We start from the raw sequence: 26,320 nt of genomic DNA, 5'->3' as shown, positions 1-26,320 counted from the left end.
AGAATGTCACAATGGCATCAATCGTAGCCCCTACGGGGGCAACAGATAAAAAACTATACGCACGCAAAAGCTCAGGCCTCGTCAGGACGATCGGCATCTTCGGTGCGATGGTCTTCGGTGTCCACTGCATCAGCCTCTCATCCTCCGGCCTCATCCCATTCTCGTGGGTCGCCGGTGTGTGGCCAGGCAGCAGCATTATCGGTGTGCTGTCTGTAGCCATGTTTTTCTGCTTGTTCCATGCCTACACCTACTCAGTGATCGGCGCCACCATGCCACGCTCAGCGGCCGACTATACGATGGCCAGCCGCACATTGAATGCCCCTCTGGCTTTCGCGGCCAGCTGGACATTGGTGATCTTCAGCGCCATGGTTGCTGGATCCCTCATTGCCTGGATACCCAAAACGGCGCTCCCTGTACTGTTCCGGTCCATGGGGATTATTGCTAATAACCCCTCCTTCACGGCATTTGCTGACTGGTCGTCCACGCGCACAGGCATCATCGTGATCGGCACAATATGTGCCATCATCACCTTCATCACCATGATCCTGCCTACCCGCACCATCCTGCGCATCCTTGAGGTCGGCTTCTTCCTGGGCTTAATCGCCTGGGCGATCCTGTATTTCCAGCTCGGCACTGCAGGCAAGGATGCCTTCCCTGCCGCCTGGGATAAATTCATGGGGGCAGGCAGTTACGAAGGACGCATTGCCCTGGCACAAGCCAATGGTATGGTGATCAATCCAAATGTGGCGATCATGACCCTGGCAGGATTGATCATGGGGTTCTGGATCTTTTATGGATATTACATCCCGACCTTCTTCGCTGGCGAGGTGAAGCAGGCTGAGAAGACCCTCCTGGCGGGTAGCTGGTCCTCCTTGCTAGTCACCTGGGCGATCTTCGTCTCAGCCGCTTTGCTGCTCCAACGACTGGTACCTTTGGAATGGATCGCAGCAGAATCTTACTTGAGCAATGCCGGGGTGACCGATGCGAATCCTATGCCGTGGATTACCTTCTACGCAAGCATCCTGAGACCGAATTTGATCCTGTTATGGGTGGTGGCAATTGCCTGGGTATACACGCTGATTAACCTGGCACAGACTTACTTCTTCTATTGCAGCCGGATCATTTTCGCCTGGTCATTCGACCGCCTGATCCCCGAAAAAGTCTGCTTCATCCACCCAACCCTGCATAGCCCGATCATTGCCATCCTCATCATTACCCTGATCGCCGAAGTCGGCGTGATCGATGCAGCCACAGGTGGTGTAATGGGTGCCCAGCTCAACTTTGTGTTCTTCGCGGTATGTACCCAGCTGGTGCCCGTCTTGGCGATTACCCTGTTGCCATTCACAAAACCTGATATCTTTGAGAACGCCAGCGCGTTCGTAAAACGGAGAATTGGCAAGGTTCCAGTCATCACGATCGTAGGCGGTATCACCATGACCTACTTGCTGTGGATGATCATTGCCTCGTTCTTATACCCGGCGGTCGGTGGCCGTATCGGGGTTGGCACACTCGGAACCCTGGCAGGCTTCGTGATCAGTGGCATCATCGTATTTTATGTTGCCCGCTGGTACCGCCTATCAAAAGAGGGCATCGATATCAACTGGACCTTCCAGTCGGTTCCTCCTGTATAATACCTGTTTACTTCTTATCTGCGCCAGATCATCTCTGCCCGGATAGGAAAAGTTCATGGATCGGTGGGTGGTTCCCACCGATCCATGATAGTTGAGTAAAGATATTTGGAGTTGTTAATGAAATTTGGCAAATCATCTCAATCAGGCAAGCCGGTCCGCATCCTATACGGGTCTGATTTCCATGGCTCAGACGTCGTATTTCGCAAGTTCCTGTCTGCCAGCATGCAATATAAGGCGAATATCCTGATCGTTGGTGGGGATGTGACAGGCAAAGCCATGGTGCCGGTGATCCACCAGGGTCACGGGCGTTATACTGGGAGCTGGTTTGGAAAGGAAGAAACCGCCACCACCCCCCAGGAGCTTGACAAAATCAAAAAGAACATCAGCAATGTGGGTTTCTACCCCATCGTGCTTGAAAAAGAGGAAGCTGAAGAGCTGGAAAACCAGCCTGATAAAATGGCTCACCGTTTTGAAGACGAGATGTGCCAGCGCGTGCAGGAATGGATGACCCTGGCTGAGGAAAAACTGCTTCCATTGAACTCCACCCTGTATTTTATGGCAGGTAACGACGATTTTGCTTCCATCGATGAAGTGGTCAGTCAATTCCAGCATATCCGCAATCCCGATATGGCCCACTTCGAGCTGGAGGAGGGGTACGAAATTGTAGGCTGCTCAAATGCTAACATGACCCCCTGGTTGTGCGCCCGCGATATCGAAGAAGATCAGCTTGCCAGCAAGCTGGATACATTGGCAGGGATGATCCACAATCCCGAACACACCATTGCTGTGCTGCATGTGCCTCCCTTCAGCTCCGGCCTGGATACCTGCCCGGATCTCGATAAGAACTTGAAAATCATTACCGAGGGGGGCCAGGTGGTGATGAAATCGGCTGGTTCGACGGCAGTAAAAGCATGGATCGAAAAAGTACAGCCGATGCTCACCCTGCACGGGCATATCCATGAATCACCCGGGCATGTGCGTATTGGGCACACCCTAGCGATTAATGCTGGCAGTGAGTATGCCGAAGGGATCCTGAAAGCAGCTATTATCAACCTGGAAAATGGCAAGGTGAAAGGTCACCTTTTAATCTCTGGTTAGTATTGGTGGTGATTATGGCAAAATATGGCGAAATTTTAGAAGACTTTTACAGTGAACGCTCCCGCATCCTGGAAGCCTTGCGTGATGAACCGTATGCGAACATCATCATGCGCTTGATTGGTGCCCTGGCGTTCAGGACTCATTGCCCACAATTTGGTTACCTGCAAGATGAGCTGGGGCGGGTGTTTACAGATCTTGACTTTGCCTCCTATCCCCGCTTTTCCAAGGGGATCAAGCAAGTTTTAACTGAATTAGGCTACCACGAGGATAAGCAGGTGACCCAACTGTTCGGTGAGCGGCGGATGCTGTTCCACGACCATGTCTTCGACCGCCATATCGACATTTTCTATAATGTGCTGGATTTTTGCCATCCGATACATTTCGTCGGTCGTCTGGAAGTTGAGCAGCTGACCCTGCCCCTGGCTGAGCTGCTGCTTGAAAAAATGCAGATCGTGCAAATCAACGAGAAAGACCAGATCGACACGATCATGCTCCTGCGAGAGCATCCCATTGGTGACAGCGACAAGGAAACGATTAATGGCAGCCTCATCGCACAGACCCTGGCAAATGATTGGGGCTTCTGGCGTACGGTGACGGGCAACCTCAAGCTGCTCGAAGAAGCCCTCCTGCGCTATGACCGCCTGCCCGAGGCAGACCGCACGGTGATCAGTGATCGCATCCATGAGGTCGAACAACGCATCGATGCTGCACCCAAGACCCTGCGGTGGAAGGCCCGGGCGCGGATCGGCGAAAAGGTCAAATGGTATAAGGATGTGGAAGAGCTGCACCGTTAACCGGTGCAATTGTGATCCGCATAATTTTGATAATTGGAGAATGGAATGAAATTGGTTGAAGATTATGTCGTTCCGTGGGTAAAGGCTGCGGAACCTTATAGCGATAAACACATGGATATCGCCTGGGAAAATCCCCAGGTAATCCGCTTGATGTCTAATGAAAACCTGATTGCCCCTTCCCCAAAAGTGGTGGAAGCCATCCTTGAGGCTGCCAGGCTGGGAAACCTGTACCCAGGATCAGGGCCAAAGCTGCGGCAAAAATTGGGGCAAGCCGCTGGGTTAAGTGCTGAGCACGTCGTCTTGGGGAATGGCTCCACCGATGTGATTAACTTCGTGGTGCACACCTTCGTTGGGCCAGGAGATGAAGCGGTGATCTCCATCCCAACCTTCCCGATGTACGAAGCGCGCGTGCGCGTTGCCGGGGGAGTGCCAGTTCAAGTACCAATGACCGCAGACTTCTATTGGGATATGAAAGCCCTGCTGAATGCCGTCACACCCAAGACCAAGCTGATCTTCATCTGTTCACCCAACAACCCCACCGGTAACCAGATCAGGCTGGATGACCTGCTGCGCATCCTCGAACTGGGTATCCCCGTGTTTTTCGATGAAGCCTACTTTGAGCTGGAGAACACAGTGGAAAGCCGCGCCAGGATGGTGGAACAGTACCCGCATATGATGGTAAACCGCACCTTTTCCAAGGCTTTTGGCCTGGCGGGGTTCCGCATTGGCTACCTGTTGTGCGACCCGCACCTGGCCAGTTATTTCAACCGGGTACGCATCCCCTGGAATGTCAGCTTGATCTCGATTGCGGCGGCCCTGGTCGGCTTTGAGGACAGCGACGACCTGGAAGCCAAACGGCAGAATGTCATCGCCGGGCGAGACACGATCTTTGCAGAGATCAATCAAATGGACGGACTACGCGCCTACCCATCCGAAGGGAATTTCGTGCTCATCGATGCTTCCGCATTGGGACTTAGCTCGGCTGAGATCCGCGACCGCATGGAAGCCAGGGGAATTTTTATCCGGCCGATGAGCGGCCACAATATGCCGCGCGGATTTATCCGCGTCACCATCGGCACCCCTGAACAAAACCAGCGTTTCATCCATGCGTTCCGGGAGCTGGCCGATGAGGTGCGCCATTAATGATCCTGCAAATCACTGCCAAGAAAGCCTGATCAGCTGATGAAAAAATACATCCTGGCACACGATACCGGTACAGGTGGCAACAAGGCTGTGCTTTGCGATCTGCGCGGGCAGGTTCTGCACTCGGCCTACCAACCCTATGGGATATCCTATCCCCACCCCGAATGGGTTGAACAAGACCCGGATGAGCTATGGCGGGCGGTGGCTGCCACCACACGTCAGGTCATCCAACAATCAGGCATCGACCCAGCGGAGGTGCTGGGCGTGGGAGTTTCTGCCCAGATGTGGAACACCTTGCCCGTCGATGAGCATGGGGAAGCGCTTACTCCCATGCTGAGCTGGCTCGACCTGCGTAGCGTGCAGCAAGCCGACCGGGTGGGTCACGGTAACATGGCTGCTCAAATCTACCAGCACACCGGCAATATCCCCACCGCCAAGGACAGCATCCCGAAGATCCTCTGGCTGAAGGAGGAGATGCCGCAGGTTTGGGATAAAACTGCCTACCTGCTTGATTGCAAGGAGTATATCCTTTTCAAATTGACAGGCAAGATCGCCATTGATTGGGTGGGGGCCTCGGTGTATTTCCTGTTTGACCCGTATACCAAGCAGTGGTCGAAAGAAGTTTGCCATCAGCTGGGCATCCCGGTGGAGAAACTTCCGCCTGCCTACCCATGCACAACCGTGATCGGTGAGATCACTGCTCAGGCTGACGCTGAGACTGGCCTCGAGCAGGGCACCCCGGTAGTGATCTGTGCGGGCGATGTGGCTGTGGCCCAATCAGGAGCGGGTGCCAACCAGGAAGGTAAGGTGCACCTGTGCATTGGGACGGCCACCTGGATCGGCGTATCGACTTCTACCTTTCGCAATGATCCAGTTAAGCCATTCTGGGGTTTGAATCACATCGATCCGAACAAATACATCATCGCCGGCGAGATGGAGACGGGCGGCGGGGCCTTGATGTGGTTTCGCGATGCCCTGTGTGAAGCCGAAAGGCAACAGGCCAGTGCCAGCGGCAGGTCAAGTTATGAAATACTCAGCGCCATGGCCGAGGCAACCCCCGCAGGTGCTGACCGGTTGATCTTCCTGCCGTGGCTTTCGGGCGAGCGCGCTCCGGTGCTTGACCATTACGCCCGTGGGGCATTCATCGGCATGAGCCTGAGCCACACCAAGGGGCACATGGTGCGGGCGGTGATGGAAGGGGTGGCATACCACCTGCGCTGGATCTCCGAGGCGATGGAAAAGGTAGGATTCAACATCAATGGTTTCAACGCGATCGGCGGCGGGTGTAACAGCCGTTTGTGGGTGCAGGTTATCAGTGATGTAACCGGACGGCCGGTTAGCGTGGTGAAGAATCACCTTGAAGCCGGTGCGGCTGGCGCAGCCCTGGCGGTGGCTGTTGGGCTCGGCGTTTACTCCAGCATGGACGAGGTCGACCAGCTGGTCGAGATCAGCCAGGTGGTACAACCCGAGACTTCCAACTGGCCCCGTTACGATGCCCTTTATAAAGAATACCGCCAGCTGTATAACGCGCTCACCCCCATTCACCAGAGGTTATACCGGGTACCATGAAAACAATCATCGATCACCAGCGAATAAAAAGCCGGGCACGCATCTCCAATGTGATGAGCATCGGAGGCCTGATCGCCTTACTGGGCAGTGTGTTGTTGCCCTTGTTCGTGCAAAGTACAGCCAACTTCTCCTTCGTGCTGATGGTGGCGGGCCTGGGGGTATCCATGGTGGGCATCTACTTCGCCAACCGTTGGGTACGAAAACCGCGCCCCGAAGAAAAGCTGGATGCAGCATTGAAATCGCTGAATGACAGTTATCATATTTATCATTATCCGTCTTTGCCATGTGACCATGTGCTGCTGACCCCTGGAGGGGTGATCATTCTCGAAACGATCGGGTTGGCCGGGGTATTTTCCTACAAGAACAACAAATGGAAAGAGTCCATGACGATTGGCCGGGCATTACGGTATATCGTTGAAGAGCACCTGGGAGATCCAATTAAAGCCACGCGTAGTGCTGAAAGCCTGATTAAAGGTCATCTCGAGCGGTTGGAGATTCCCAAAGAGAAAGTCCCCGTAAAATCGGTGGTAGTGTTCACCCATCCCGCGGTCGAGTTAGAGGTTAATTCATCCCCTGTACCGGTGGTCAAGGTGGAGAAGCTGCGCAAGCAAATCCCCACCAATGTGGCGAAAATGGACGAAACCTGGTATCAGCAGCTGGACGAGCTGTTCACTGATTTGACCTTAAAGAAATAATCCGGCTGCTGTCGATCGCCCTCGCCACCCCACGAAAAAAGTAAAGGCACAGCCGCGCTGCGCCTTTACAAAATTTCCCTCGCCAACTTATTATATGCTGATTCCTTTCCTGATTATCCCCGAATCAGCGCACTACTTCACAAATATAAAGATATCTTGTGCTGTATTGGTATCATCTGTCACCAGGTTGGTGGCATTCGACATGTACACCGCCCGGCTTCCATCTGATGAGAGCAACGTCCCGTAAGCAAAATCGATCCCAACTGGGGCGATCAACATGAGGCCTGAAGAATCATCCCCTTGCGTGCCATCTGTGGCGATGGATATACGCTCCGTTTTGCCTGTTTGCCGGTCATACAGGAAGGTATCCATCACACCATTGGTGTCATCAGCCACAAGGTTGGTGGCATTCGAGCCGTAGAGCACATAACGCCCATCGGCCGAGATGCTTACACCGTATGAACCCGCATCTGCCTGGGAACCGTCACTGGCAACTGACACACGCTCAGTTTCACGCTTGTTACGGTCATGGACGAAGATATCCCAGGCATGGTTGCTGTCTCCAGGCACTAGGTTGGTGGCCAGGGATGGGAAGGCCACATAGCGACCGTCGGCAGAAATGGAGATGACAAACGCCTGGGTACCTTCGTTGGTTTGCGTCCCATCTGTAGCCAGCGATACTCGGATGGTTTTACCCGACTTGTGGTCATATTCAAACACATCCCGGTATCCATTCGTGTCATCACTCACGATATTCGTGGCATCGGAGGCGTAGGCAATACTCTGGCCATCCGATGAGATCACCGGGTATTCCGATTGCGAATTCGCCTGGCTGCCATCATAACCAAGTGAGACCAGGCTGGTCACACCGCTTTGCCGGTCGCGCATGAATACATCCCAGGAATCGTTGATATCAGACGGTACCAGGTTAGTGGCATTCGACATATATACCACGTAGCGCCCATCCTCTGAAACCGAAGACCAGAATGATAGATCATTTCCTGCGCTGCCATCCGGTCCGATCGACACCAGCTCTGTGACACCATTATGCACATCAGAGATGTAGACATCACCAGCACCGTTTTTATCATTCTCAACCAGGTTGTCCGCATCGGAAGTGAAAGTGACGTAGCTGCCATCGGCTGAGATGAACGGCCAATAGGATGATTTGTTCCCTTCAGTGCCTTTGCTCGATACCGATACCCGCGTGGTGGTGTTCTTCACCAGATCACGCACAAACACATCCGATACACCATTGGTGTCATCTTTCACCAGGTTAGAGGCATCAGAGGTGAAAGCCACATAGCGGCCATCGGCAGAGATGGAAGGCTGCTTGGAGCGTAGTTCAGCCTGTGCACCATTGTTGGCAATTGATATGCGCTGGGTTCCCGCCTGTAATGGGCTAACGCTGGTGCAGGCGCCTGACAGCAATAATGCCATTAGCAAAATGGCGAGAAGTGAGTAGCGGATGGTATGGACCTTCATGTTGACCTCTGCGAAATGATGATTAAACTTGAGAAAGCATGCAAACAGAACGGGAATACACGAATGCTGAGTATACCACCGTCGAGCAGCAAAATAGTGCAAATCTGACGTTCGGTTGGCGTGTAATCAGTGAATGCGTTGGTAAATGACCCAATCCCAGATGGCGAATTTTTGATGGTAATTGGTCTCGAGATAGTCTTTAAACGCCAGCAAGCCTTTCAGTGTGGAAGGATCACAGGCTGGGCAGATTGTTTCGGCTGAGCTCTCCAGGTTCGGTAGTCCAACGGATGAATTCGGCTGGACAACGATCAGCTCAGGTGGGTCAGCCTTAAGCTCATTCAGGAATTCATCAAAACCGTTGGGTCCATTCGGAGTGGGGTTAAACAGGTGCAGGAGAAAGATGTAGCGGGTGGGTGAGCGGCGCTGTGTCACAAAATTGATCCCGGGATGGCCAGCCCAAACCAGGACCGAGTCATCCGGTGATGAGTTATCGATCACAAATTGCTCGAGCTCGGTGGGCTGGTATTGGGTAACATCTGAGGTGATGAACGTTTTTAATTCACTCAGGCTGGGCGCTTCCTTGGCGACGATCTCCATGCCACCACTCAGCATCAAGACAATGATGGCTGCCAGCAGGCCTGCCTGCAAGCCCTGGCTGAAGCGTGTGATTTTCAACGACTGGCGGACGTAGTCGAACAGGTATACCATCACCACGACCATCTCGGGCAACAACACCTGCAGGTAGTGCCCAAAATTCTTCCCAGACGAAGCCAGGAACGCGATATCCAGGATCAAGCCAATCATCACCCCAGCCAGAAGCCAGGTGCGCCTGTCTGGTAAGCTCATCGCCCCGGGAGTAAAGCGCTCAATCTCGCTGCCAGCGGGCTGGCGGAAGCTAAATACGAGCTGCCTGTTCTGGAAGATGAACACCCCGGCTGAGATTCCCACCAACACCGTCAGGGCTGCCATGGGCTGCTCAATGAGGAACATGCGCGCCGTCGCATACAAGCTGCGCAGTGAGATACCTTCACTGACATAAGTAAAATTATGGGTGAATACTGCAAACCATAAATTACCGAGATCCCCCTTGGCCAGAAAATACAGGCCTACGATGAGCACGGGGATAAAAGCCGAGACAAGCAGGATGGCCAGATTAATCACCAGGTGTTTCGCATCCCTGCGCCTGATCTCCAGATAACCGACCAGGATGGCAGTTGCCAACCCCATGGCGATGTAGGTGGGCTTTAGCAGGAATCCAGACGCAGCCAGCACTCCCAGGATAACCAGCCATCTCCTGTGACCTGAACCCAGGTACGCCCACAACACCCCAATCGAGAGCACAGCCGGCAGGATAGCATATGTTTCCGTAAAATTACCCCCCATGAAGATGCCCGGATAAAGCACGTATACCAGCAGGATGAAGGCACCCAGGGCTGCCAGGCCTTTATGATCCCAGATACTTTTCAGGATGAAAAAGAATACCACAACAGCAACCGATAGCCAGACGGCCTGCAGTAACCAGATGGAGAAAGGGTTTGAACCACCCAGGCTGATGGCCGCTGCATTCAGATAATAGACACCGGGAGGTTTGTTATCCCAGCAATCGCGGTACAGTAGCCCGCCATCGTGAATCACCTGCCCGCAGTAGGCAAAAGTGCCGCTATCCACACCCACATTCTTATAATTGGGCACCATGCCGATCTGAATGATGAAATTTATCAAGACCAGCCCAATTACGATCAGGATGGAAAGAATAGGTGAAAACCTGGATCGATCGCCCACGCTCATCCTATGACCCCCCAAAATAAGAATAAAAAAGCAAGACTTCTATCATGGTTGGTTTAAATAAAATGGTGAGCCCGATCGCCCAGGATGTGAGATATGGGATATTCCCAGACAATTGCCCGTATGGAACCATGCTTGTGAACTCTAGGAATTATAAACTGTTTATTGGTTGCATAGGAAAGCGCTATATATGAGGTTGATACATCGTTTATGACCAGGGTACGACGCTTACAGTCGACCAGTTACCCTACCAGGTGTGTGATCACCACTCGCAAGCCGATCCCGATCAGGATGATCCCGCCCAGTACCTCCATCGACTTGCCGAAACGCGTCCCCAATTGGTTTCCGAGCATTAAACCTGCTAACGATAATGCAGCCGATACACCGCCGATCAACAGCGCCGCCCAAAACACGTTCACCGAGAGCAGTGCCAGGCTCAACCCAACCGCCAGAGCATCAATGCTGGTGGCCACACTCAACATCACCAGGGTCAGACCGCGTGACGGATCGGGGATGGTTGGCTGCTCCCCTTCCTTACGCAGCCCGCCGATGATCATGCGCACGCCCACAAAGGTCAGCAGACCAAACGCCACCCAATGGTCAAGGTTGGAGATATAGGTTACAACCGTCTTGCCTGCCAGCCAGCCCAGCAAGGTCATCCCACCCTGGAACAGGCCAAAGTGGAAAAACAAACGGAAGGTTGGTCGTGGTCCTGCAGCTGTGCCGGCAGTCCCTACCCCCAGCGAGACTGCAAAACAGTCCATGGCCAGGCCTATGGCGATGAGGAAGATAGTCCAAAATGGCATATGAACCTATTAATATTTGGTTTTACCGCAGGTTTGGATTATAACATGCCGGCTAAATAGGACTGCGCCAGGCAATTCCGCATTTGGCTGGCATCTCCCTTGGCAAAATGCATATCGTCTTGTATAGTAAGTAGTCCATTTATGCGATCACTTGAAACATACTTACAATCCCGAGGAGTATCCTATGACCGATCAACCCGCCAGTATTAACAGAAATTCGGTCGTCAGTTTACGCGAGGTGACCGCGGATACCGTCAGGGTCATTTGCCGCCTGGATGTTAGTGAGGTGCAAAAGCATTTCGTTGCACCCAACTCGGTCTCCATTGCCGAGGCTTATTTCGAACCCAAGGCCTGGTTTCGGGCTATCTATGCCGACGAGACGCCGGTGGGTTTCCTGATGCTGTACGATAACCCGGAAGAGAGCGAATATTTCCTGTGGCGTTTCATGGTCGATGCCCATTATCAGAAACTCGGCTTCGGCAAAACAGCCCTTGACCTGTTGATCGCCCATGTACGCACTCGGCCCAATGCCCACGCGCTCTCCCTCAGCTGCCACCCAGGTGACGATGGTCCCGAGCCGTTTTACCGCCATTATGGTTTCACCCTCACGGGTGAGTTTATGGGCAATGAAGCCGTAATGCGCATCGACCTGTAAGAGCTTGCATGCCTGGCAAATGGTTTATGATGAAGGGCTGTAGCACCGACCCTGGTAATCAGGCCTAAGGAATATTCCCCTGAAATCCAATCAGCACTCCACATCACCTGGCTGAAATCAAGCTTACTTCTCCAGTTTCTGCAGGGTTTTCATGTAATTAACGATATCTTCGCGGGTCAGCATGCCCTCCACCTGTCCATCCTGCATCACCGGCATCTGGTTCACTCCATCAGTCCCCATCTCCTCCAAAACTTTCACCAGCTCCACCTTGGGACCGGTCACCTTCACCTTGTCCATGGGGGTCATCACCTGCCAGGCCTGGGTGGAGGCCCACTGCTCACGCGGCAGCTCACGAATATTATGCAGGGTCAGGAATCCCACGGGTTGCTCGAGGCGCATGACCACCACGCAGCGCTGCCCCTGGCCCAGGAAGTAACTATTGACCAGCTCCTGCAGGGTGATCTCTGCCGGGGACATCACACACGAGCGGCTCATGATCTGATCCACAGTATGGCCAGCCAGCAGGTCATGCATGCGTTCCTGCTGCACCTGTCCTACCACCGCGCTCTCAAGGAACCAGCCGATAAAGGCGATCCATAAGCCGTTGATCCAGTCTCCCCGGAATAACAGCCACACCCCCAGTAAGATGAAAATGAAGGCAATCGCCTGCCCCAGGTAACCGGCGATCTCCGTTGCCCGGCGCAAGTTACGCGTGACCGCCCATACGATGGCCCGAAACACCCTACCCCCATCCAACGGGAATCCCGGGATGAGGTTGAAGACGCCCAGCAAAGCGTTGATGTAAGCCAGGTATTTGGCAGAGGCATACACCGGGGCGATACCCTGAAATAGCACCTGTATCACATAGAAAAACGCTGCCAAAAGCAAGCTCGTCAACGGGCCAGCTACGGCAACCACAAATTCCTGCAGCGGGCTGGCCGGCGAGGAAGTTATCTCCGAAATCCCTCCAAATATGTACAGGGTGATGCTCTTCACGGGCAACTTGTAGCCCAAGGCAACCAGCGAGTGACCCAGCTCATGCAGGAATACGCTCACGAAGAACAGGATGGCTGTCACTGCAGCCACCAACCAAAATTGAACCAGGCTCCACTGCTTGAATTCTGATGGGAAATAATTAACCGCCAGGATCCAGGTCACCAGGGCGAATACAAGAAACCAGGACGGGTCAAGCCCGATCGGGATGCCCTTCACCTGGAACAGGTAAATCGTATTCTTTTTCATCACACACCTCCCGAATACGCTCTCCCCCGGATGAGGCTGATCAGAGGCTGATCACTTTGGCAGCCCTTTGCTGTGCCTCCAGGATGTCGCCCATCCCACCCACGATACCCACCTTCACCTTGTCCATAATATTGTAATAATTCAAGCAGGTGGAGCACAAGATCAGTGGCACACCCTTGCGCTCAAGGGATTGCAGCGTTTCAATCACCGGGCTGCCTTCAACAGCCAGATATACACCCTCGGTATAGAAGCATATCGCCCCTGGCAGCAGGTTGTGCTCATCCAAAAGCTTCAGGTATGTACCTGCCAGTTTATGTTGTAAAGCCTGCTCCCCGTGCCCAAGGCCATTGTGGGTAAATAAGAGCACCGTATCAGTATCTGGCATCATTGCCTCCCAAGTACTAATTTCTATTATGCCTTAGTATCGTCGATAATTAGCTTCAAAAAGCTTATGAATAGATTAAACTTGAGCATTGAAGATTTGGTTAAATCAGTGAGTCTCCATATGGATACCGTTTGCCTCCAGGTAGTGAGTCACACGCTCATAATCCTCCAGGTTCTCATCGATGAATGCTTTATATATGTAATACCCACTATACATGGGGGTGCGGTGTTGGAGGGTGAGGATCGATAATTTATATTGAATGATTTTCTCTCGTATCTCTGGGCTCAGCTTCTCTCGAAAATGCTCCATCTCTGCCATCTTGCGCCGGATCACATCTTGCGGCAGACACCACATGTCGATTTTCCATGGTCTGCCCCATTCTCCGTAATTAAAACGCGCCTTTAAATAAAGACCCCCGGGCAGGTTCACAGGATCATCACTCGGCTCATACACTACTTGGGTCACCAGCTTGCACTCTGCAATTTGCGCTGCGATCGTAAATAACTGCGGTAGCGTGATCAACGGCAGGTATAAATCCAGGTCAGGATACACCATGACGTTCAAGTAGTAGCTACCGGTGAATACCACCCGGCCATATGGGCTGACCAGAGAAAGCAAGTTGACCCTTTCCAGCAGGGTATCAGCTTCGCGCCGTAACTGTTCAGGGCGATGCATCAGACTATCGTGAGAAGTTTCCATGACATGCTTTCACTCCGCATGCAATTATAACCATGCGGGTTGTGAATATTCTGTGAATATTATATTCATCCCATATCTAATTATCTAAATACACGTCATAGTAAGTAGAAAAGTGCAAAACTGCACTACCCATCTCATTTCTTGAAAGGAATAGCTATGAAAAAACTATTAGGAATAGGCCTGGTAATTCTCATGCTGGCCCTCGCAGTTGTCCCGGCTTTTGCCAAAGGTCCCGGACCGGCAAATAATGGCTCAGCAAATGGCAACAGTACTGGTGTTCAACTTGGAAATGGGGTTCGTACTCCCTTTGCCCTTTCCGGTACGATCACCAGCTTGGATTCTAATGCTCGCACTATCACTGTTAATGTGGCTTGTGGAAACCGTCTCGGAAATCCCTCAATAAGTCAGACGGTGACCATCCAAACCACGGATGGCACGCGCTTTCTGCTGCGCAATCCAGATGGTGCAGCTACACCAATCACCTTCGATGAACTTCTTGTCGACCAAAAGGTTAGCGTCCATGCGACGTTACTCGATGGAACCTACACAGCCACGCGTGTTACGGCAGGTGCTAAGCTGACTTGCATTCAATAAGAACAAAGGGTAGTTTTCAAAGCAGCACTGTGGAGCTCCGAACCATAGTGCTGCTTTTTATTAATAAATTTACTCCCATATTTGATATTTGACCCATCATGTTATAGTTAACGGTGTTCTTACCAACCCTCCCTATGGATACTTCACCGATTAATCATTTATTGAACGAAAGTGGTCCAATCCTGCGCTGGCTGACAGCATCACAATTAAAGGTGGAGGATCACTCCCAGAACAGGCAGGCACTTCTGGCCGACCTGCTGGTTTGCGAGGAAGTGCATCACTGGCTGGGTCTGCTCGGCAGTGGACCGGTGCACCACTCGATGGATGCCTCGCTTGAGAATGTGCTAGCGAAATTGGCTGAATATGGCTTCCGGGCTGGGATGGCTGACCTGGATGAACACGTATCACCTTACTTTGCCATCGCGGATGGCGAGGCTTACCACGCAGAAGCCCTTATTCTGGTACCATTCCTGGTGCGTCTGGGGTACTTTGCTGAGCCGCGAGTGGCATACTGGATCGCACAACGCATCGACCTGCTCTATGAGCTGGCTCGCAGGCAGGATTACGATTTCTTCATGAGCGCAACAGAACGCCAGCGCTTGCCACCCAGCCAACATTCGATGCACAGCGACACAAAACTCTTTTATCGGCCACACTTCAACAGCCATTGGGGATATCTCGGCTTACCCACCTGCTATGACCTGTATCTGATGGCTTATCTGCCCAAAGATGATCCACTCACCCAGCAGAAGGTTGAGCAGATCGTCCTGTATCTGCTCGATCCCCGCTTCCAGGAAATCTCCGATGGTTATATCTGGAACGCCCATTTACACCGCCCCTATGCAGCCGGGCGCGTATTCCTGGCTTGTTTACCGGGTGATAACCTGCCCGAGAAGCTGGTGCTGTTCCTCGAACTGATGGCGCATTTTGCTAGCGGCCGAAAAAGTGCCTGGTTCAGCCAGGGGTTGGCCCACCTGGAAACCTTCCGGACTGAGCGCGGCACCTACTGCTTCCCACCCCGCTACCTGAGCGAAAAACAGGGTTATTACCTGTATGGCGGTATGCACATGGGGTTGGGAGAAATGCCGCGCAACCGGCACGCCCTCGAGCTTGAATCCACCTTCCGCATGCTGAGGCTCAAAGCTTCCCCCTGACTCAATGTAAGAGCAAAGCATACCCAATTTGGGTCGAAGATTCCATGATTACCAGTTGCGGATGCTTCACCCCGACTGACCACACCATCCGCCCTGAAGTCTTTACACCTGCCCTTCGGTTGCGGGCCCTTTATCATCCCACAGTGGCACTAATTTAAGGATCCAGCGCGTCATATATACTCCAAAGAATGATGAGGCAGCAGTAACGGCGACCATAACCACCCAAGCCTGCCAGCCAAGCGGCACCACGCCGAAGACATTACGCAGGGGGGTGTATAGTGCCAGCACCTGCAAGCCTACGGCCACAGCATAGCTAACCAGTAAAGCCGGGTTCGACCAGATTGAAAGGTCATCCAGCTGCCTGACCACCATTACGCGAGTGAAGGCGTGCAACACGATGGCAGTGAATAACATCGTGCGGGCGTAGACCAATCCACCCAGCTGCAGGCCTACCCAGAAGATCAGCCCGTAAGCAATCAACGTGCGGAAGATGCTCCCAGCAATGGTGGCATAAATCGCCTTGTTCATGATCGGTTCATTGTGGCGACGAGGCCTGCGTTTCATCACATTTTTCACTGCCGGGTCAGCTGCCAGGGCGCTGGCCGGGATCAGGTCTGTGACCACATTGATCCACAGCAGCATGACCGCTGAAAGGGGGAAATACCCGAAAATCGATAGCATCAGCACCACGAACACCTCCCCCAGGCTGGTACTGAGCAGGTAGTTGGTGAACTTGCGGATGTTATCGAAGATGCGCCGGCCTTCCTGGATGGCATCTACGATGGTGGCAAAATTATCGTCCAGCAGCACCATCATGGATGATTCCTTGGCGATATCGGTACCACGCATGCCCATCGCCACCCCTACGTCCGACTGCTTGAGGGCAGTGGCATCATTCACCCCATCGCCAGTCATGGCGACGAAGTGACCCTCTTTCTGCAGCTCCTGCAGGATGATCTGCTTGACCTGGGGTGTTGCCCGGGCGACGATATCTACATCCCGCACCTCTTCAAATAGCTCGGAATTAGTCAGTCCCTCCAGGTTTCGGGCATCCACCACATGCTGACCAATCCCCACCCTGCCTGCCACCGCCTGGGCAGTCAGGCCGTTATCGCCGGTGATCATCACCACGCGTATTCCGGCTGTTTTCGCCCTGGCGATGGCTTCATCCGCACCCGGTCTCGGCGGATCCATGAGCACCAGCAATCCCATGAAGCTCATTTCTTGCTCCACCTGGGAGCGATCATAGTCACTGGCCAATTGCTTTTTTCCCATGCCCAGCACGTACATTCCCTGCCCTTGCAGCTGTTGGATTATTTTCCGCACAATCTGGCAGCGCTGGTCATCCATCGAGTACTTATGCCCCCCAGCTTCACACACAGAACAGTGAGCCAGGACGATCCCTGGGGCACCTTTGGTGAAGGCAACCAGCTGCCCGTCCAGCTCATGGACACTGGTCATCATTTTGCGCTCCGAGCTGAACGGGATCATTTGCACCCGTGGAGCGCTGGTACGTAATTGGTCGATATCCATCCCCACCTGTTGGGCAGCGGTAAGCAGAGCGGTGTCCACCGGGTCGCCCAATGCTTTTCCACCCTCCCCGCCATCGATCGAAGCTTCATTGCATAAGACGGCTGACTGCAGCAAGGCATTGACTGCCCCATCGTAATTTAAATCTTTATCCAGGCTCACCAGCTGACCGCCAGCCATCAGCTGCTGCACGGCCATCTGGTTCTGGGTGAGGGTGCCAGTCTTATCAGTGCAGATCGTATCCACACTCCCCAGCGATTCGACCACCGACAGGTTCCTCACCACCGCCCCACGGCGGCTCATCTGTCGCGCTCCCAGCGATAAGGCGAAGGTCAGCACAATCGGCAAGCTCTCAGGGATCGTGGCAACCGCCAGGCTGAGGGTGTTCAGTGCCACATCCACCAGGGGTTCATGCATAACGAAATACAGGATAGCTGCCACCAGGACCGCCAGAAAACCGATGATCCAGGTCATCTGGCGCGCCATTTTGCGTACCTCCACCTGGAAGGGTGTCATCCGCTCACTCATCACTCCCAGGGCGGTGGCGATCTGCCCTACTTCCGAAGCACTCCCGGTGCCCACCACCACCGCCAGCCCGCTACCGTGGGTGACGAATGTTGACCCATATACCATACACGAGCGCTCTGCCAGGATTGTATCGGTCGGGACTGGCTCAACGCCCTTATCAACCCCCAGGCTTTCACCAGTTAATGTCGATTCATCCGTCCGTAAGCTGTGTGCTTCAATTAAACGGGCATCCGCTGCTACTTTCTGGCCCTGTGATAAGACTAAAATATCTCCAGGAACGATCTGCTCAGCGTCAACCTCTCGCCGTACTCCCTGGCGCAACACAGTCGTGTGGAACTGCAAGAGCTTTCCCAGTGCTTCCAGCTCGCGCTGCGAGCGATATTCCTCGAAGAAGCTCAGCAACACGCTGACCAGGATAATTAGAAGGATGAAGTAGGCGGTCAGCTTACGCTCACCTTGCCCGGGCAGGAAGCTGACTGCGAAAGCCAGGGCGGCTGCGAAAATGAGCACGAGGATGAAGTAGTTCGCAAATTGCTTGAAGAACAGTTTTATTGGGGAAATCGTTTTACGGGTTTGCAGACGGTTGCTGCCCCAGCGCCTCAGCCTTGCCTGGACTTCCTCATCTGATAGCCCCACTGCTGGTGCTTCTAACTGGTCACAAACCTGTTGAACACTTAGATTATGCCAAATTGTCATATCTGATCTACATTCAATACTGTCGCACTCTGTTATCAAAAGTGAATTGTAACACTTGCGAGCATAACCTCTGCTTGTTGGTGCTATAGAGAAAAATAAAAGGAACAAGAAAATTATCGTCTTTTATATCTTTTATCGCCCATGATCGACATGGAATTAATAAGCACCAACTTTAGCTAAATATCCCCATTACCATCAATTGCGCGTTGATGGCCTGTATAGCATTTACAGGCAGCGCGCCAAATTTCTGTGCTTGCGCTATTTCTTTCATTTGCTTCATATTGCGAAACCCTGGCAGCGGAATTGTTACAGGAGAGCGTGCCCATACCCACCCCAACGCTCCTTGTACACATGAACGACCATCAGCTCGCAGGTACGGTTCAATTTGCTGCGTACAGGCTAACAGCTTCAAGAAGCCCTCGTCTCTAAACCATACCGCACGCGGGTCGCTCTTTTTAAGCTTCGTGGAGGTCGACCAGCGGCCGGAGAGCACTCCCATGAGCAGTGGAACTCGGTTCAGACTGGCCAGGTTCTGTGCCTGACAGAGCTCGAGCATACCTGGATTATCGTTGAATATATTCAAGCGATGCTCGATGGCAGTGCAGTGCTCTCCGCCTGCGAACAGCCTGGCCCGCTCAATGTCATCAGTGCTCCAGCCATAATAGCGGATCTTGCCTGCGTGTACCAGGTCTTCGAGCACTTGCATCAACTCCGGAGCTCGCTCGAGCGGGTAATCCCGGCGGTGCAATAGATAAAGATCGATGCAATCAAACATCAGGCGACGCAAGCTGGCTTCGCATTTCTGCTGAACGACTGCAGCCTCCAACGACCTTGGATCCTCCTGGCCCGGGATGGGATCTTCGCCGAACTTAGTTACCACCACAACTCCGGAGTGACGGCCTTGCAACGCCTCTCCCAGAATGCTCTCACTCACACCTTGGCCATAATTTTCTGCGGTGTCAAATAAGGAGATGCCCATGTCAACCGCTGCCTGAATCCCACGAACAGCCTCCCTTTTTGCATCAGGAGTGACTTGAGGCGCGATGTCTTCGCGCCAGCCCAATCCCGCCATGCGAGCGGTACCTAATCCCAATGGGCTGACGATAATGCCACTCCGTCCCAATCTACGCGATTCCATCATTTGAGGTACTGAATATATCTCCGTAAAGGATTTTCCACAGGCAGCTCACCACGACCATCCAAAGATATTGGCCACACCACGGGTCACCTCCCAACCCAGGGTCTTACCATTCTCCCCATTGGTCATCCAGACCAGTCCCTGGCCAGTGGTCAGGTCACCGATTATTAGGCAGTGGAAACCTTCGTTCCATCCAGGGTGCTCGAACCTGATCCTGCCGCCCGACTTGATTATATACAATCCCATGGTAGCGATGCCCATCTGCGGTGTGAGCATTTGTTGAGTCATTTGTGGTGAGAGTACCTGGGCTGACTCATTATTATAAGATTTGATCATTTCGATGATCACGCGTGCCAAATCCGATGGGGTAGTCCATAAACTCGCGGGGGCATTCTCAGGATAGGTATGCCATTTACCTGGAATTGGTTCCCCACTCTTACGGTGGGCAGTGGCAGCCATTGGGAGATAAATTTCGGGCAGCAAGTGATTGAATGTGCTGCTTGACATGCCAAGCCGGTCGAAAATATTCTCCTGAGCAAGATCGGTCAGGGATCTGCCTGTCACATCTTCGATCAGTTGTTGAACCACAACATATCCACCGCCAGAGTATCTAAAAGCTTTCCCAGGTGCCTGAACCACCCGCACAGGCCTTGAGTTTGCTGGTGGTTGGCCATTCAGAATCTGCAGCAAGGTAGGCAGTGACCTACCAGCTGGGTAGCCGACGTAGCCTCTGATTCCCATCCCAGCGGTGTGGGAAAGCAAACCGCGCAAAGTGACTTTCAATTGTGTACCATCCGGAAGCAGCCGGGTATATTTATTATCCGGTATTTTCCAAGAGCGTAAGCTATCATTGATATCTGCATCCAAGTCAAGCAGCCCCGCCTCCACCAGGTGCAGAGCGAGCATGGCTGTCACCGGCTTGCTGATCGAAGCAGCCTGGAAGATCGTTTCTGCAGCTACTTCTCTCTCCTTGCCAGCCTCCATTACGCCATACCCTTTTGCCCAGGCCAGCTCTCCCTGGTCCACGATGGCAATGCTGATGCCAGGTACTTTATAATATTCCATACGCTGGCTTAGTTCCATTTTCTTTCGTGGTCGGCTACTTTTACCGCTTGGTTTCAGCAAGCCATGTTCAATTGTTTCTATCACCTTTGGAAGATCTGTCATATTACCCTCTTCGACTAAATACTCCATCCAACATCAACTTTTCGAAATAGCCCCTTGCTAATGAAGTCAACTGTGTCCACACATCATCTGCAAATCTGATGAGAACTTCGCTCATGCCTGTACAATATCATAAATCAATATGCAAGGATTGAATAAGTAGAATGCTTGTGTTTGGCAGCTCGATTACCACCTCAATCTCCCAACCCGCTAAGAGGTCCGATGCCAGCACCAAGAATGAATACAAAGAAAATGAAAAACACGATGCCAGTGACGAGCCAGATCGGGGATCGCCCTAAACTAATGCTCTCAATTTCCCTCAATGAACGGGGAACAGGGATCAAATTTACCAGGATCGCCCATAAAACAAGGTGAATACAGACAAAGGTAGAAGCCAGCATTGGATTTTGCCCTCCCAACTCTTTTAGGTAAGGGCTTCTCAAAGTCGAAAGAATTTGAGTTATGGTGAGTGCTATTACGGGTATAAAGGTAATTTTGAGTAGCGTCAGGCGGTTGCCTTTCATGTCAGGCATCCATTCCTTTAATGGCAATGCGTAGCATGGAAGGGCAAGCAAAATCCCTATGCCAATGATGATGCCTATATATAGGTTTCTCGGATTCAAATTTTGTACAACGACAATCCAATCACCTGCGCCAATGGCAGTTGTGGTAACAAGGTACATGATCACAATAACAAAACTGAATGTTGCGAACAGCCATAAGAGATATTGCTTCGCTTTGGAGGTTGGTTTCCGAAAGTGCAGAATAAGTAACGCGGCTGCCCCGGTGATAAAGTTAATCACCGTCCCCGCAGCAAGGAGCGTCCTTACATTCGATGTACTCCATAGGTCATACGACACCTGGTCTGAAAGAATTTCCACTCCAGTAGACGTTGCCAGTTTGACATCCAGCCCCAAAAAAACTGCAGTCAGCGCGTGGCCAACAACTTCATGCAAAGAAACCGCTAACACCCAGGTAATGATCGATATTGCCACCAGCGTTGGGATGTCAATCTTCACATTTCTCTCGCTGTTTTCCATAGGAGCCTCCTATTAGAGACGTTTTTCTCCTTGTAAAATCGATATTCCCACTTTTCTTAAGGCAATTTCGTTGAAGCATTTGCCGAATCGTCGATTTGCTTAAGTTTGACCGGTGAGGAATATATGCGACTTACCCCGTCCTAATTGAGCATGAGCCGGGATCGCTTGAACCTGGCCATGGCAGCCAAGAGCAAGACAACATCTGCCAGCAGCATGGCTCCTAGAAAAATCAGCAGGAACTGGTTGAGATCGAATCTCCCCAGGAATTCCCTGGTTTTTTCCATGGGAAACAAGAAGATAAGCGCCTGGAGCCCAAAAATTGGAATGATGACGATCATCATCAGCATCTGCTGAGCACTTTGCACGGTTGCTGATCGAAGTGAAACCAGGATGCCCAGGGTCGCCATCAAGCCTGAGAATAAAGCGCTAAATCCAAGATCAGTGATCAGGATATTCATTGGGTAGAATTGAAACTTTCCTTCCCCAATCAATAGGTTCACAACCATCAAGCTCATTAACAAAAGAAAGACCGTCATTCCAAAACCGTAAAGAATGGGGATGATCATCTTCCCAAAAAGAATGCTGCGATCTGGCAAGCGGCTGGCAAGCAGAGTCTCCAGTGTGTGTCGCTCGCGCTCGCCGGCAAAAGATTCACAAATGGTTGGCGCAATCAGAATCAATGGTGTGAATAATGCTATAGCCAGTGACCAGGCCATTGTCAGCCATTCTTCCCGGAACTGGATCGGGAGGATGATCCCAAACATCAAAACCGGCGTCAGCAGGATCAGGATGGGCTTGGAACGACCCTTGCCCTGCTTTAGCAAGCCCTTACTTTCCTTCCAAATGATTGTCATGATATCGGTGATCATTTTTCTTCCTCCATCAATAGCAGGTAGGTTTCCTCCAGGCTGGCTTTTCCTTGGGTTACCTCAGTCACCTGCACCCCTTCGCCTGCGAGTAGGTTAACCAAGGTTGGGATGTCTGGGGTAGTGTGCATCTGAATCACCAGCTGGTGGTTTTGCTTTTCAACCGATTCCACATCAGGCCGTTTCCGCAGCATATCCAGCACCTGCTCAGAAAATCCTCCTCCGCTGATGATCACCTGCAGTTTGCCCGCTTTTGCTCGCAGCTCATCGGGAGCACCCAGGGCAACCAGCCGCCCCCGGCGGATGACCGCGATTTGAGTGCAGATCTTTTCTGCTTCGGCCATGTTGTGGGTGGTCAGGAAGACGGTCACCCCTTCCCTTTCCGCTAGACTGGACAGACTCTCACGCACTTGCACTGCCGCCTGCACATCCAATCCTGCGGTCGGCTCATCCAATAAGACCAGACGGGGATGATGCAGGATGGCCCGGGCAAGCGCCAGCCGTTGCTTCATACCTCTGCTCCAGCTTCCAGCAAGGTCTTTGCGTCGTTCCCATAAGCCCATCTCATTCAACAACTGCTGGATTCGCTGCCTCCGGTCCGCAGCTGGAATCAAGTTCGCCCTGCCATATAACTCCAGGTTATCCTCAGCGCTCATTTGCTCGTAAATGCCATTATTTTCGAGCAGTGCGCCCACCTGGGAGCGGATCTGACCACCCTGTGTCCGGGTATCATAGCCCAGCACCTCAGCCTGACCCGATGTGGGCTCAAGTAACCCCAATAACAAACGGATGGTGGTAGTTTTACCAGCACCATTGGGTCCCAGGAAACCAAAAACGATCCCGGCAGGGACTTCCAGCGAAAGGCTATCCAGGGCGTGCACATTACCAAAGTCGCGCGTCAGTGATTGAACACGGATCGCCATTTTATCCATAATTCATTCCTCCCTTTCAAGTTTACTAATTTTTACTATCGAAACAATCGTTAATCCCAGGTCGTTGATCTTGGCCAGGATGCCCTGTAAAGCTGATCGATTGAGAACGACACCAACCAGGACGGTCTCATCACCTCGGTGATTATGGTGAAGCCATCAAACCATTAACCAGGAAAGGTCAAGTATACATTTAAGACGGATCTGGTATGCGCTGGGTTGGTCAAATCCATGTCCATTGCTCATAATACTCTCCAATTGATGAGGTTTTCTCAACTATATCCGCTGGGTGGATGATTGGTCATCACCCATTTAAGTGATTGGAGACTGTATTAATAAATAAATTCCTCACCATAAAGGCAATGATTTCTCGCAAAAGCTATTTCTCCAATGAAGGTTTATTAAGTATTGTACAACTCACCAAGCCATTCAAATAGTGTCTTCCAATATTCATCAGTCGCGCCATTAAGCCCATGATCAGCGTCAGGAAATACGACGATCTTGAAATTCTTGTTCCTAGCCTGGTTGAGGTACATCTTGTATAACTCCGCGCTCTTTTGCGCGGGCACTAGCTGGTCAGCTTCTCCAAAAAAGGCGAGAACTGGTGATGTGACCCTGGGTAAGAAATCTTTGGGGTCAGTGAGCAGAGTATCTCCATAGGATCCTTGCAGGACATCTGCCTGGTCAGGTGTGATGCTGCGAAGCTGGGGTAGATATAATTGTTTTATATACAAAGCGCTCGTCCAGGGCTCATCCTGGATTGTTTCCAGGATACCAATCCCCGCCTGAAGTGACTCGTATCGTGTAATTTCTCCTGGTTCATAGATCAATTTCTTAAAATCTTGCCACGGGCCTTCACCGAGCATTGCTGCAGCAGTTTCATTGGCTGTCTGGTAAACCGGTTTTGTGAGCTGCCAGTCAATCAGTAAACGGGCGAATAACACTGCCTTAGCGATATCACTTTCAGACAAGCCGGCTGCCCTACTCTGTGTCTCAACGCCCCACACCTGCTGCTCTGCCACCGACACACCAGAGCCTGAAACCGAGATGATAAAGGCGATATCCTGGGGATTATCTGCAGCAGCCATTTCTATTACCCAGCCTCCCTGGCTAATACCCCAAAGTCCGATTCGATCAAGCTGGATATCCCGCCGAGTTTGGAGGTAATCTACGACTGCCATCGATTCTCTGGCACGGTCATCCAACGTCTCGAAGTGCGAGTCACCTGTAGACTTGCCAACACCAGGTGGATCGTAGCGTAGGATGGCAAACCCAGCCTGGACCATATTGTGAGCCTGATGCGTCATGAATAAATCATATACACCGGGGCGTAAACCTGTGTCTTCGTTTTCTGAGCCTGAGATGAGGACAATGGCTGGATAAGGGCCGGGTGTGCCTGGTAATGTAAGAATACCACGTAATTGGTTTGCTGCGCTAGTGAAGGTTACGGTTTCTTCGGTCCATGGGCTGGTACTAGTAGGAGTAGGCCTTTTCGCGCTGCAGCCTACGAGTAATAATACTACCAATGATGTTAATATAAAGCGTTGTTTGAATGCCATATGATTCTCCTATCAGATTATTTCCATTACATTATAGAAATTATTGATGAAAGGTCATCCCCCATTTAGGTGATTTTAAGGGGTATTAACTAGGATAATCATGCACCAATCGTGGTAGTTAGGATGCATGCATCAAAAAACTCTATGCATGATTAACCTTTTATGAGATTTCCCGCAGTCCCATATCTCAGCCAGTTATTCTGCGTCATAAATATTGTGAGTGTAAGACCTACTCCACAGGTGAAATGTGAAAGGAGACCAATGAAATGAAAAAAGTGACCGTTATCGGCACCATCCTGATCATGCTCGCAGTTCTTGCTGTCCCGGTCATGGCAAAAACACCAGGTAATCCGAACAGTGTAGCTGCCAATCCTGGCAATGGGAATTCTACCGTTGTCTCTTCGGGGGATAAAAATCAGGTGAGAGAACAAGAACAAGAGCAGCAGCAGACCCAGGATAGAAACCAGGAACAAGACCAACAGCATAACCAGGATAGAAACCAGGAACAAGAGCAGCAGCAGACCCAGGATCGAAATGGGAATAATGGCGTCAGGGGGAATGGGAACAACGGTGAAAAGGGCAATGGAAATCAAGCACAATCGCGAATGCGCAGCCCTTTCTACTTGCAGGGGGAGATCAGCGCGATTGACCCTGCAACTCAAACCATCACCGTCACCTTAACCCACGGGAACGCCCAAGTCAAGCAGTATATCGGTGAAACATTAGCCCTACAATTCACTGATACTACCCAGATCTATAAGATCACTCAGGGGAACGATGAAGGGTCAGAGATGGGTGAGCCTGGTGCCCTTAACATGGGCAACCCGGAAACCGAAGGCAGTGCAGAGGATGGTTCAAACAGGGTGGCAATTCCATTCGAACAGCTCGCCGTCGGTGATCGAGTGGCGATCCATGGTAACCTGCTGGATGGTGTCTTTACAGCCACACTGGTCACCGTATATGTGGGCATGCCGGCTGGCGAGCCGGTGGGTGACCAAGGATAATCCGAAATTAACAAACGCTAATCAGCGGTGCGGATGTCATCCACACCGCTGATTTATAATTATTGACCTGGATGATTCGCAATTACAATGATAAGGTTGGGAGTACCCGTTTCTTTCCGCGGTTATTTACG

Annotated in this window: 24 protein-coding genes; 10 read left to right on the top strand and 14 right to left on the bottom strand. The window is 51.9% G+C overall.

What is annotated here, in order from left to right; all coding sequences use genetic code 11:
* The first annotated feature begins 11 nt into the window (after nucleotides 1-11).
* The 6 genes from C3F13_13680 (at nucleotide 12) to C3F13_13655 (ending at nucleotide 6,930) form a co-directional block, all read left to right on the top strand.
* The gene (locus C3F13_13680; protein PWB51488.1) at nucleotides 12-1,631 is read left to right on the top strand and encodes a hypothetical protein; all 1,620 of its coding nucleotides are present in this window, start codon (nucleotides 12-14) and stop codon (nucleotides 1,629-1,631) included.
* 117 nt (nucleotides 1,632-1,748) lie between these two features.
* Complete coding sequence (locus tag C3F13_13675; protein ID PWB51487.1) at nucleotides 1,749-2,729, top strand: metallophosphoesterase; 981 nt, start codon at nucleotides 1,749-1,751, stop codon at nucleotides 2,727-2,729.
* A 14-nt stretch (nucleotides 2,730-2,743) separates the two neighbouring features.
* Nucleotides 2,744-3,523 carry a hypothetical protein gene (locus tag C3F13_13670; protein PWB51486.1) on the top strand — a complete coding sequence of 260 codons (780 nt, stop codon included), beginning with the start codon at nucleotides 2,744-2,746 and terminating at the stop codon, nucleotides 3,521-3,523.
* Nucleotides 3,524-3,568: 45 nt separating this feature from the next.
* On the top strand, nucleotides 3,569-4,666 hold the full coding sequence (hisC, locus tag C3F13_13665) for a histidinol-phosphate transaminase (protein PWB51485.1): 1,098 nt from the start codon (nucleotides 3,569-3,571) through the stop codon (nucleotides 4,664-4,666).
* 39 nt (nucleotides 4,667-4,705) lie between these two features.
* Nucleotides 4,706-6,235 carry a hypothetical protein gene (locus tag C3F13_13660; protein ID PWB51484.1) on the top strand — a complete coding sequence of 510 codons (1,530 nt, stop codon included), beginning with the start codon at nucleotides 4,706-4,708 and terminating at the stop codon, nucleotides 6,233-6,235.
* Nucleotides 6,232-6,930, top strand: coding sequence for a hypothetical protein (locus tag C3F13_13655; protein ID PWB51483.1), 699 nt, complete (start codon nucleotides 6,232-6,234; stop codon nucleotides 6,928-6,930). Before C3F13_13660 ends, C3F13_13655 begins: the two co-directional genes overlap by 4 nt.
* A gap of 132 nt (nucleotides 6,931-7,062) precedes the next feature.
* Here C3F13_13655 and C3F13_13650 read toward each other — a convergent pair whose 3' ends face one another.
* The 3 genes from C3F13_13650 to C3F13_13640 all read right to left on the bottom strand — a co-directional run bounded on the left by C3F13_13650 (nucleotide 7,063) and on the right by C3F13_13640 (nucleotide 11,006).
* A complete protein-coding gene (locus C3F13_13650; protein PWB51482.1) occupies nucleotides 7,063-8,415 on the bottom strand; it encodes a hypothetical protein in 1,353 nt (450 codons plus the stop codon).
* A 126-nt stretch (nucleotides 8,416-8,541) separates the two neighbouring features.
* Nucleotides 8,542-10,203: a hypothetical protein gene (locus C3F13_13645; GenBank protein PWB51481.1), complete on the bottom strand. Its 1,662-nt coding sequence runs from the start codon at nucleotides 10,201-10,203 to the stop codon at nucleotides 8,542-8,544.
* Nucleotides 10,204-10,442: 239 nt separating this feature from the next.
* Nucleotides 10,443-11,006 carry a hypothetical protein gene (locus tag C3F13_13640; GenBank protein ID PWB51480.1) on the bottom strand — a complete coding sequence of 188 codons (564 nt, stop codon included), beginning with the start codon at nucleotides 11,004-11,006 and terminating at the stop codon, nucleotides 10,443-10,445.
* A 184-nt stretch (nucleotides 11,007-11,190) separates the two neighbouring features.
* Between C3F13_13640 and C3F13_13635 the strand changes: the two genes are divergently transcribed.
* Complete coding sequence (locus tag C3F13_13635) at nucleotides 11,191-11,661, top strand: GNAT family N-acetyltransferase (protein ID PWB51479.1); 471 nt, start codon at nucleotides 11,191-11,193, stop codon at nucleotides 11,659-11,661.
* A gap of 123 nt (nucleotides 11,662-11,784) precedes the next feature.
* On the opposite strand, the gene C3F13_13630 is transcribed toward C3F13_13635, so the two are convergent.
* The 3 genes from C3F13_13630 to C3F13_13620 all read right to left on the bottom strand — a co-directional run bounded on the left by C3F13_13630 (nucleotide 11,785) and on the right by C3F13_13620 (nucleotide 13,963).
* On the bottom strand, nucleotides 11,785-12,903 hold the full coding sequence (locus C3F13_13630) for a peptidase (GenBank protein PWB51478.1): 1,119 nt from the start codon (nucleotides 12,901-12,903) through the stop codon (nucleotides 11,785-11,787).
* Between the two features lie 40 nt (nucleotides 12,904-12,943).
* Complete coding sequence (locus C3F13_13625; GenBank protein ID PWB51477.1) at nucleotides 12,944-13,291, bottom strand: sulfurtransferase-like selenium metabolism protein YedF; 348 nt, start codon at nucleotides 13,289-13,291, stop codon at nucleotides 12,944-12,946.
* 102 nt (nucleotides 13,292-13,393) lie between these two features.
* Entirely contained in the window at nucleotides 13,394-13,963 is a 570-nt protein-coding gene (locus tag C3F13_13620; GenBank protein ID PWB51476.1) for a hypothetical protein, read from the bottom strand.
* A gap of 180 nt (nucleotides 13,964-14,143) precedes the next feature.
* On the opposite strand from C3F13_13620, the gene C3F13_13615 reads away from it, so the two are divergent.
* A complete protein-coding gene (locus C3F13_13615; GenBank protein PWB51475.1) occupies nucleotides 14,144-14,581 on the top strand; it encodes a hypothetical protein in 438 nt (145 codons plus the stop codon).
* Nucleotides 14,582-14,715: 134 nt separating this feature from the next.
* Complete coding sequence (locus tag C3F13_13610) at nucleotides 14,716-15,735, top strand: hypothetical protein (protein PWB51474.1); 1,020 nt, start codon at nucleotides 14,716-14,718, stop codon at nucleotides 15,733-15,735.
* Between the two features lie 102 nt (nucleotides 15,736-15,837).
* Here C3F13_13610 and C3F13_13605 read toward each other — a convergent pair whose 3' ends face one another.
* The 8 genes from C3F13_13605 to C3F13_13570 all read right to left on the bottom strand — a co-directional run bounded on the left by C3F13_13605 (nucleotide 15,838) and on the right by C3F13_13570 (nucleotide 25,778).
* Nucleotides 15,838-18,489: a haloacid dehalogenase gene (locus C3F13_13605; protein ID PWB51473.1), complete on the bottom strand. Its 2,652-nt coding sequence runs from the start codon at nucleotides 18,487-18,489 to the stop codon at nucleotides 15,838-15,840.
* A gap of 172 nt (nucleotides 18,490-18,661) precedes the next feature.
* Nucleotides 18,662-19,630, bottom strand: a complete 969-nt coding sequence (locus C3F13_13600) for an aldo/keto reductase (GenBank protein ID PWB51472.1) — start codon at nucleotides 19,628-19,630, stop codon at nucleotides 18,662-18,664.
* 45 nt (nucleotides 19,631-19,675) lie between these two features.
* The gene (locus C3F13_13595; protein PWB51471.1) at nucleotides 19,676-20,821 is read right to left on the bottom strand and encodes a serine hydrolase; all 1,146 of its coding nucleotides are present in this window, start codon (nucleotides 20,819-20,821) and stop codon (nucleotides 19,676-19,678) included.
* Between the two features lie 164 nt (nucleotides 20,822-20,985).
* Nucleotides 20,986-21,831: a hypothetical protein gene (locus C3F13_13590; protein ID PWB51470.1), complete on the bottom strand. Its 846-nt coding sequence runs from the start codon at nucleotides 21,829-21,831 to the stop codon at nucleotides 20,986-20,988.
* Nucleotides 21,832-21,971: 140 nt separating this feature from the next.
* Entirely contained in the window at nucleotides 21,972-22,700 is a 729-nt protein-coding gene (locus tag C3F13_13585) for an ABC-2 type transporter (protein ID PWB51469.1), read from the bottom strand.
* Nucleotides 22,697-23,629: an ABC transporter ATP-binding protein gene (locus C3F13_13580; protein PWB51468.1), complete on the bottom strand. Its 933-nt coding sequence runs from the start codon at nucleotides 23,627-23,629 to the stop codon at nucleotides 22,697-22,699. The genes C3F13_13585 and C3F13_13580 overlap by 4 nt, the downstream gene beginning before the upstream one ends.
* Nucleotides 23,630-24,027: 398 nt before the next feature.
* Nucleotides 24,028-25,185 (bottom strand): hypothetical protein, encoded by a 1,158-nt coding sequence (locus C3F13_13575; protein PWB51467.1) that lies wholly within the window; start codon nucleotides 25,183-25,185, stop codon nucleotides 24,028-24,030.
* 152 nt (nucleotides 25,186-25,337) lie between these two features.
* Nucleotides 25,338-25,778, bottom strand: coding sequence for a hypothetical protein (locus tag C3F13_13570; GenBank protein PWB51466.1), 441 nt, complete (start codon nucleotides 25,776-25,778; stop codon nucleotides 25,338-25,340).
* A 12-nt stretch (nucleotides 25,779-25,790) separates the two neighbouring features.
* Here C3F13_13570 and C3F13_13565 point away from each other — a divergent pair, with 12 nt between their 5' ends.
* The gene (locus tag C3F13_13565; GenBank protein PWB51465.1) at nucleotides 25,791-26,189 is read left to right on the top strand and encodes a hypothetical protein; all 399 of its coding nucleotides are present in this window, start codon (nucleotides 25,791-25,793) and stop codon (nucleotides 26,187-26,189) included.
* Nucleotides 26,190-26,320: the final 131 nt, after the last annotated feature.

The organism is Anaerolineales bacterium, from assembly GCA_003105035.1.
In the GTDB taxonomy this organism is placed as follows: domain Bacteria; phylum Chloroflexota; class Anaerolineae; order Anaerolineales; family UBA4823; genus FEB-25.
Note: the sequence above shows the minus strand (reverse complement) of the source record. Positions and strands in the feature narration are given on the sequence as shown.

Bases quoted from the DNA above. Each gene is read 5' to 3' on its own strand.
- C3F13_13680 (PWB51488.1), top strand. From the start codon at position 12: ATGGCATCAATCGTAGCCCCTACGGGGGCAACAGATAAAAAACTATAC.
- C3F13_13675 (PWB51487.1), top strand. From the start codon at position 1,749: ATGAAATTTGGCAAATCATCTCAATCAGGCAAGCCGGTCCGCATCCTA.
- C3F13_13670 (PWB51486.1), top strand. From the start codon at position 2,744: ATGGCAAAATATGGCGAAATTTTAGAAGACTTTTACAGTGAACGCTCC.
- hisC (PWB51485.1), top strand. From the start codon at position 3,569: ATGAAATTGGTTGAAGATTATGTCGTTCCGTGGGTAAAGGCTGCGGAA.
- C3F13_13660 (PWB51484.1), top strand. From the start codon at position 4,706: ATGAAAAAATACATCCTGGCACACGATACCGGTACAGGTGGCAACAAG.
- C3F13_13655 (PWB51483.1), top strand. From the start codon at position 6,232: ATGAAAACAATCATCGATCACCAGCGAATAAAAAGCCGGGCACGCATC.
- C3F13_13650 (PWB51482.1), bottom strand. From the start codon at position 8,415: ATGAAGGTCCATACCATCCGCTACTCACTTCTCGCCATTTTGCTAATG.
- C3F13_13645 (PWB51481.1), bottom strand. From the start codon at position 10,203: ATGAGCGTGGGCGATCGATCCAGGTTTTCACCTATTCTTTCCATCCTG.
- C3F13_13640 (PWB51480.1), bottom strand. From the start codon at position 11,006: ATGCCATTTTGGACTATCTTCCTCATCGCCATAGGCCTGGCCATGGAC.
- C3F13_13635 (PWB51479.1), top strand. From the start codon at position 11,191: ATGACCGATCAACCCGCCAGTATTAACAGAAATTCGGTCGTCAGTTTA.
- C3F13_13630 (PWB51478.1), bottom strand. From the start codon at position 12,903: ATGAAAAAGAATACGATTTACCTGTTCCAGGTGAAGGGCATCCCGATC.
- C3F13_13625 (PWB51477.1), bottom strand. From the start codon at position 13,291: ATGATGCCAGATACTGATACGGTGCTCTTATTTACCCACAATGGCCTT.
- C3F13_13620 (PWB51476.1), bottom strand. From the start codon at position 13,963: ATGCATCGCCCTGAACAGTTACGGCGCGAAGCTGATACCCTGCTGGAA.
- C3F13_13615 (PWB51475.1), top strand. From the start codon at position 14,144: ATGAAAAAACTATTAGGAATAGGCCTGGTAATTCTCATGCTGGCCCTC.
- C3F13_13610 (PWB51474.1), top strand. From the start codon at position 14,716: ATGGATACTTCACCGATTAATCATTTATTGAACGAAAGTGGTCCAATC.
- C3F13_13605 (PWB51473.1), bottom strand. From the start codon at position 18,489: ATGACAATTTGGCATAATCTAAGTGTTCAACAGGTTTGTGACCAGTTA.
- C3F13_13600 (PWB51472.1), bottom strand. From the start codon at position 19,630: ATGATGGAATCGCGTAGATTGGGACGGAGTGGCATTATCGTCAGCCCA.
- C3F13_13595 (PWB51471.1), bottom strand. From the start codon at position 20,821: ATGGAGTATTTAGTCGAAGAGGGTAATATGACAGATCTTCCAAAGGTG.
- C3F13_13590 (PWB51470.1), bottom strand. From the start codon at position 21,831: ATGGAAAACAGCGAGAGAAATGTGAAGATTGACATCCCAACGCTGGTG.
- C3F13_13585 (PWB51469.1), bottom strand. From the start codon at position 22,700: ATGATCACCGATATCATGACAATCATTTGGAAGGAAAGTAAGGGCTTG.
- C3F13_13580 (PWB51468.1), bottom strand. From the start codon at position 23,629: ATGGATAAAATGGCGATCCGTGTTCAATCACTGACGCGCGACTTTGGT.
- C3F13_13575 (PWB51467.1), bottom strand. From the start codon at position 25,185: ATGGCATTCAAACAACGCTTTATATTAACATCATTGGTAGTATTATTA.
- C3F13_13565 (PWB51465.1), top strand. From the start codon at position 25,791: ATGCGCAGCCCTTTCTACTTGCAGGGGGAGATCAGCGCGATTGACCCT.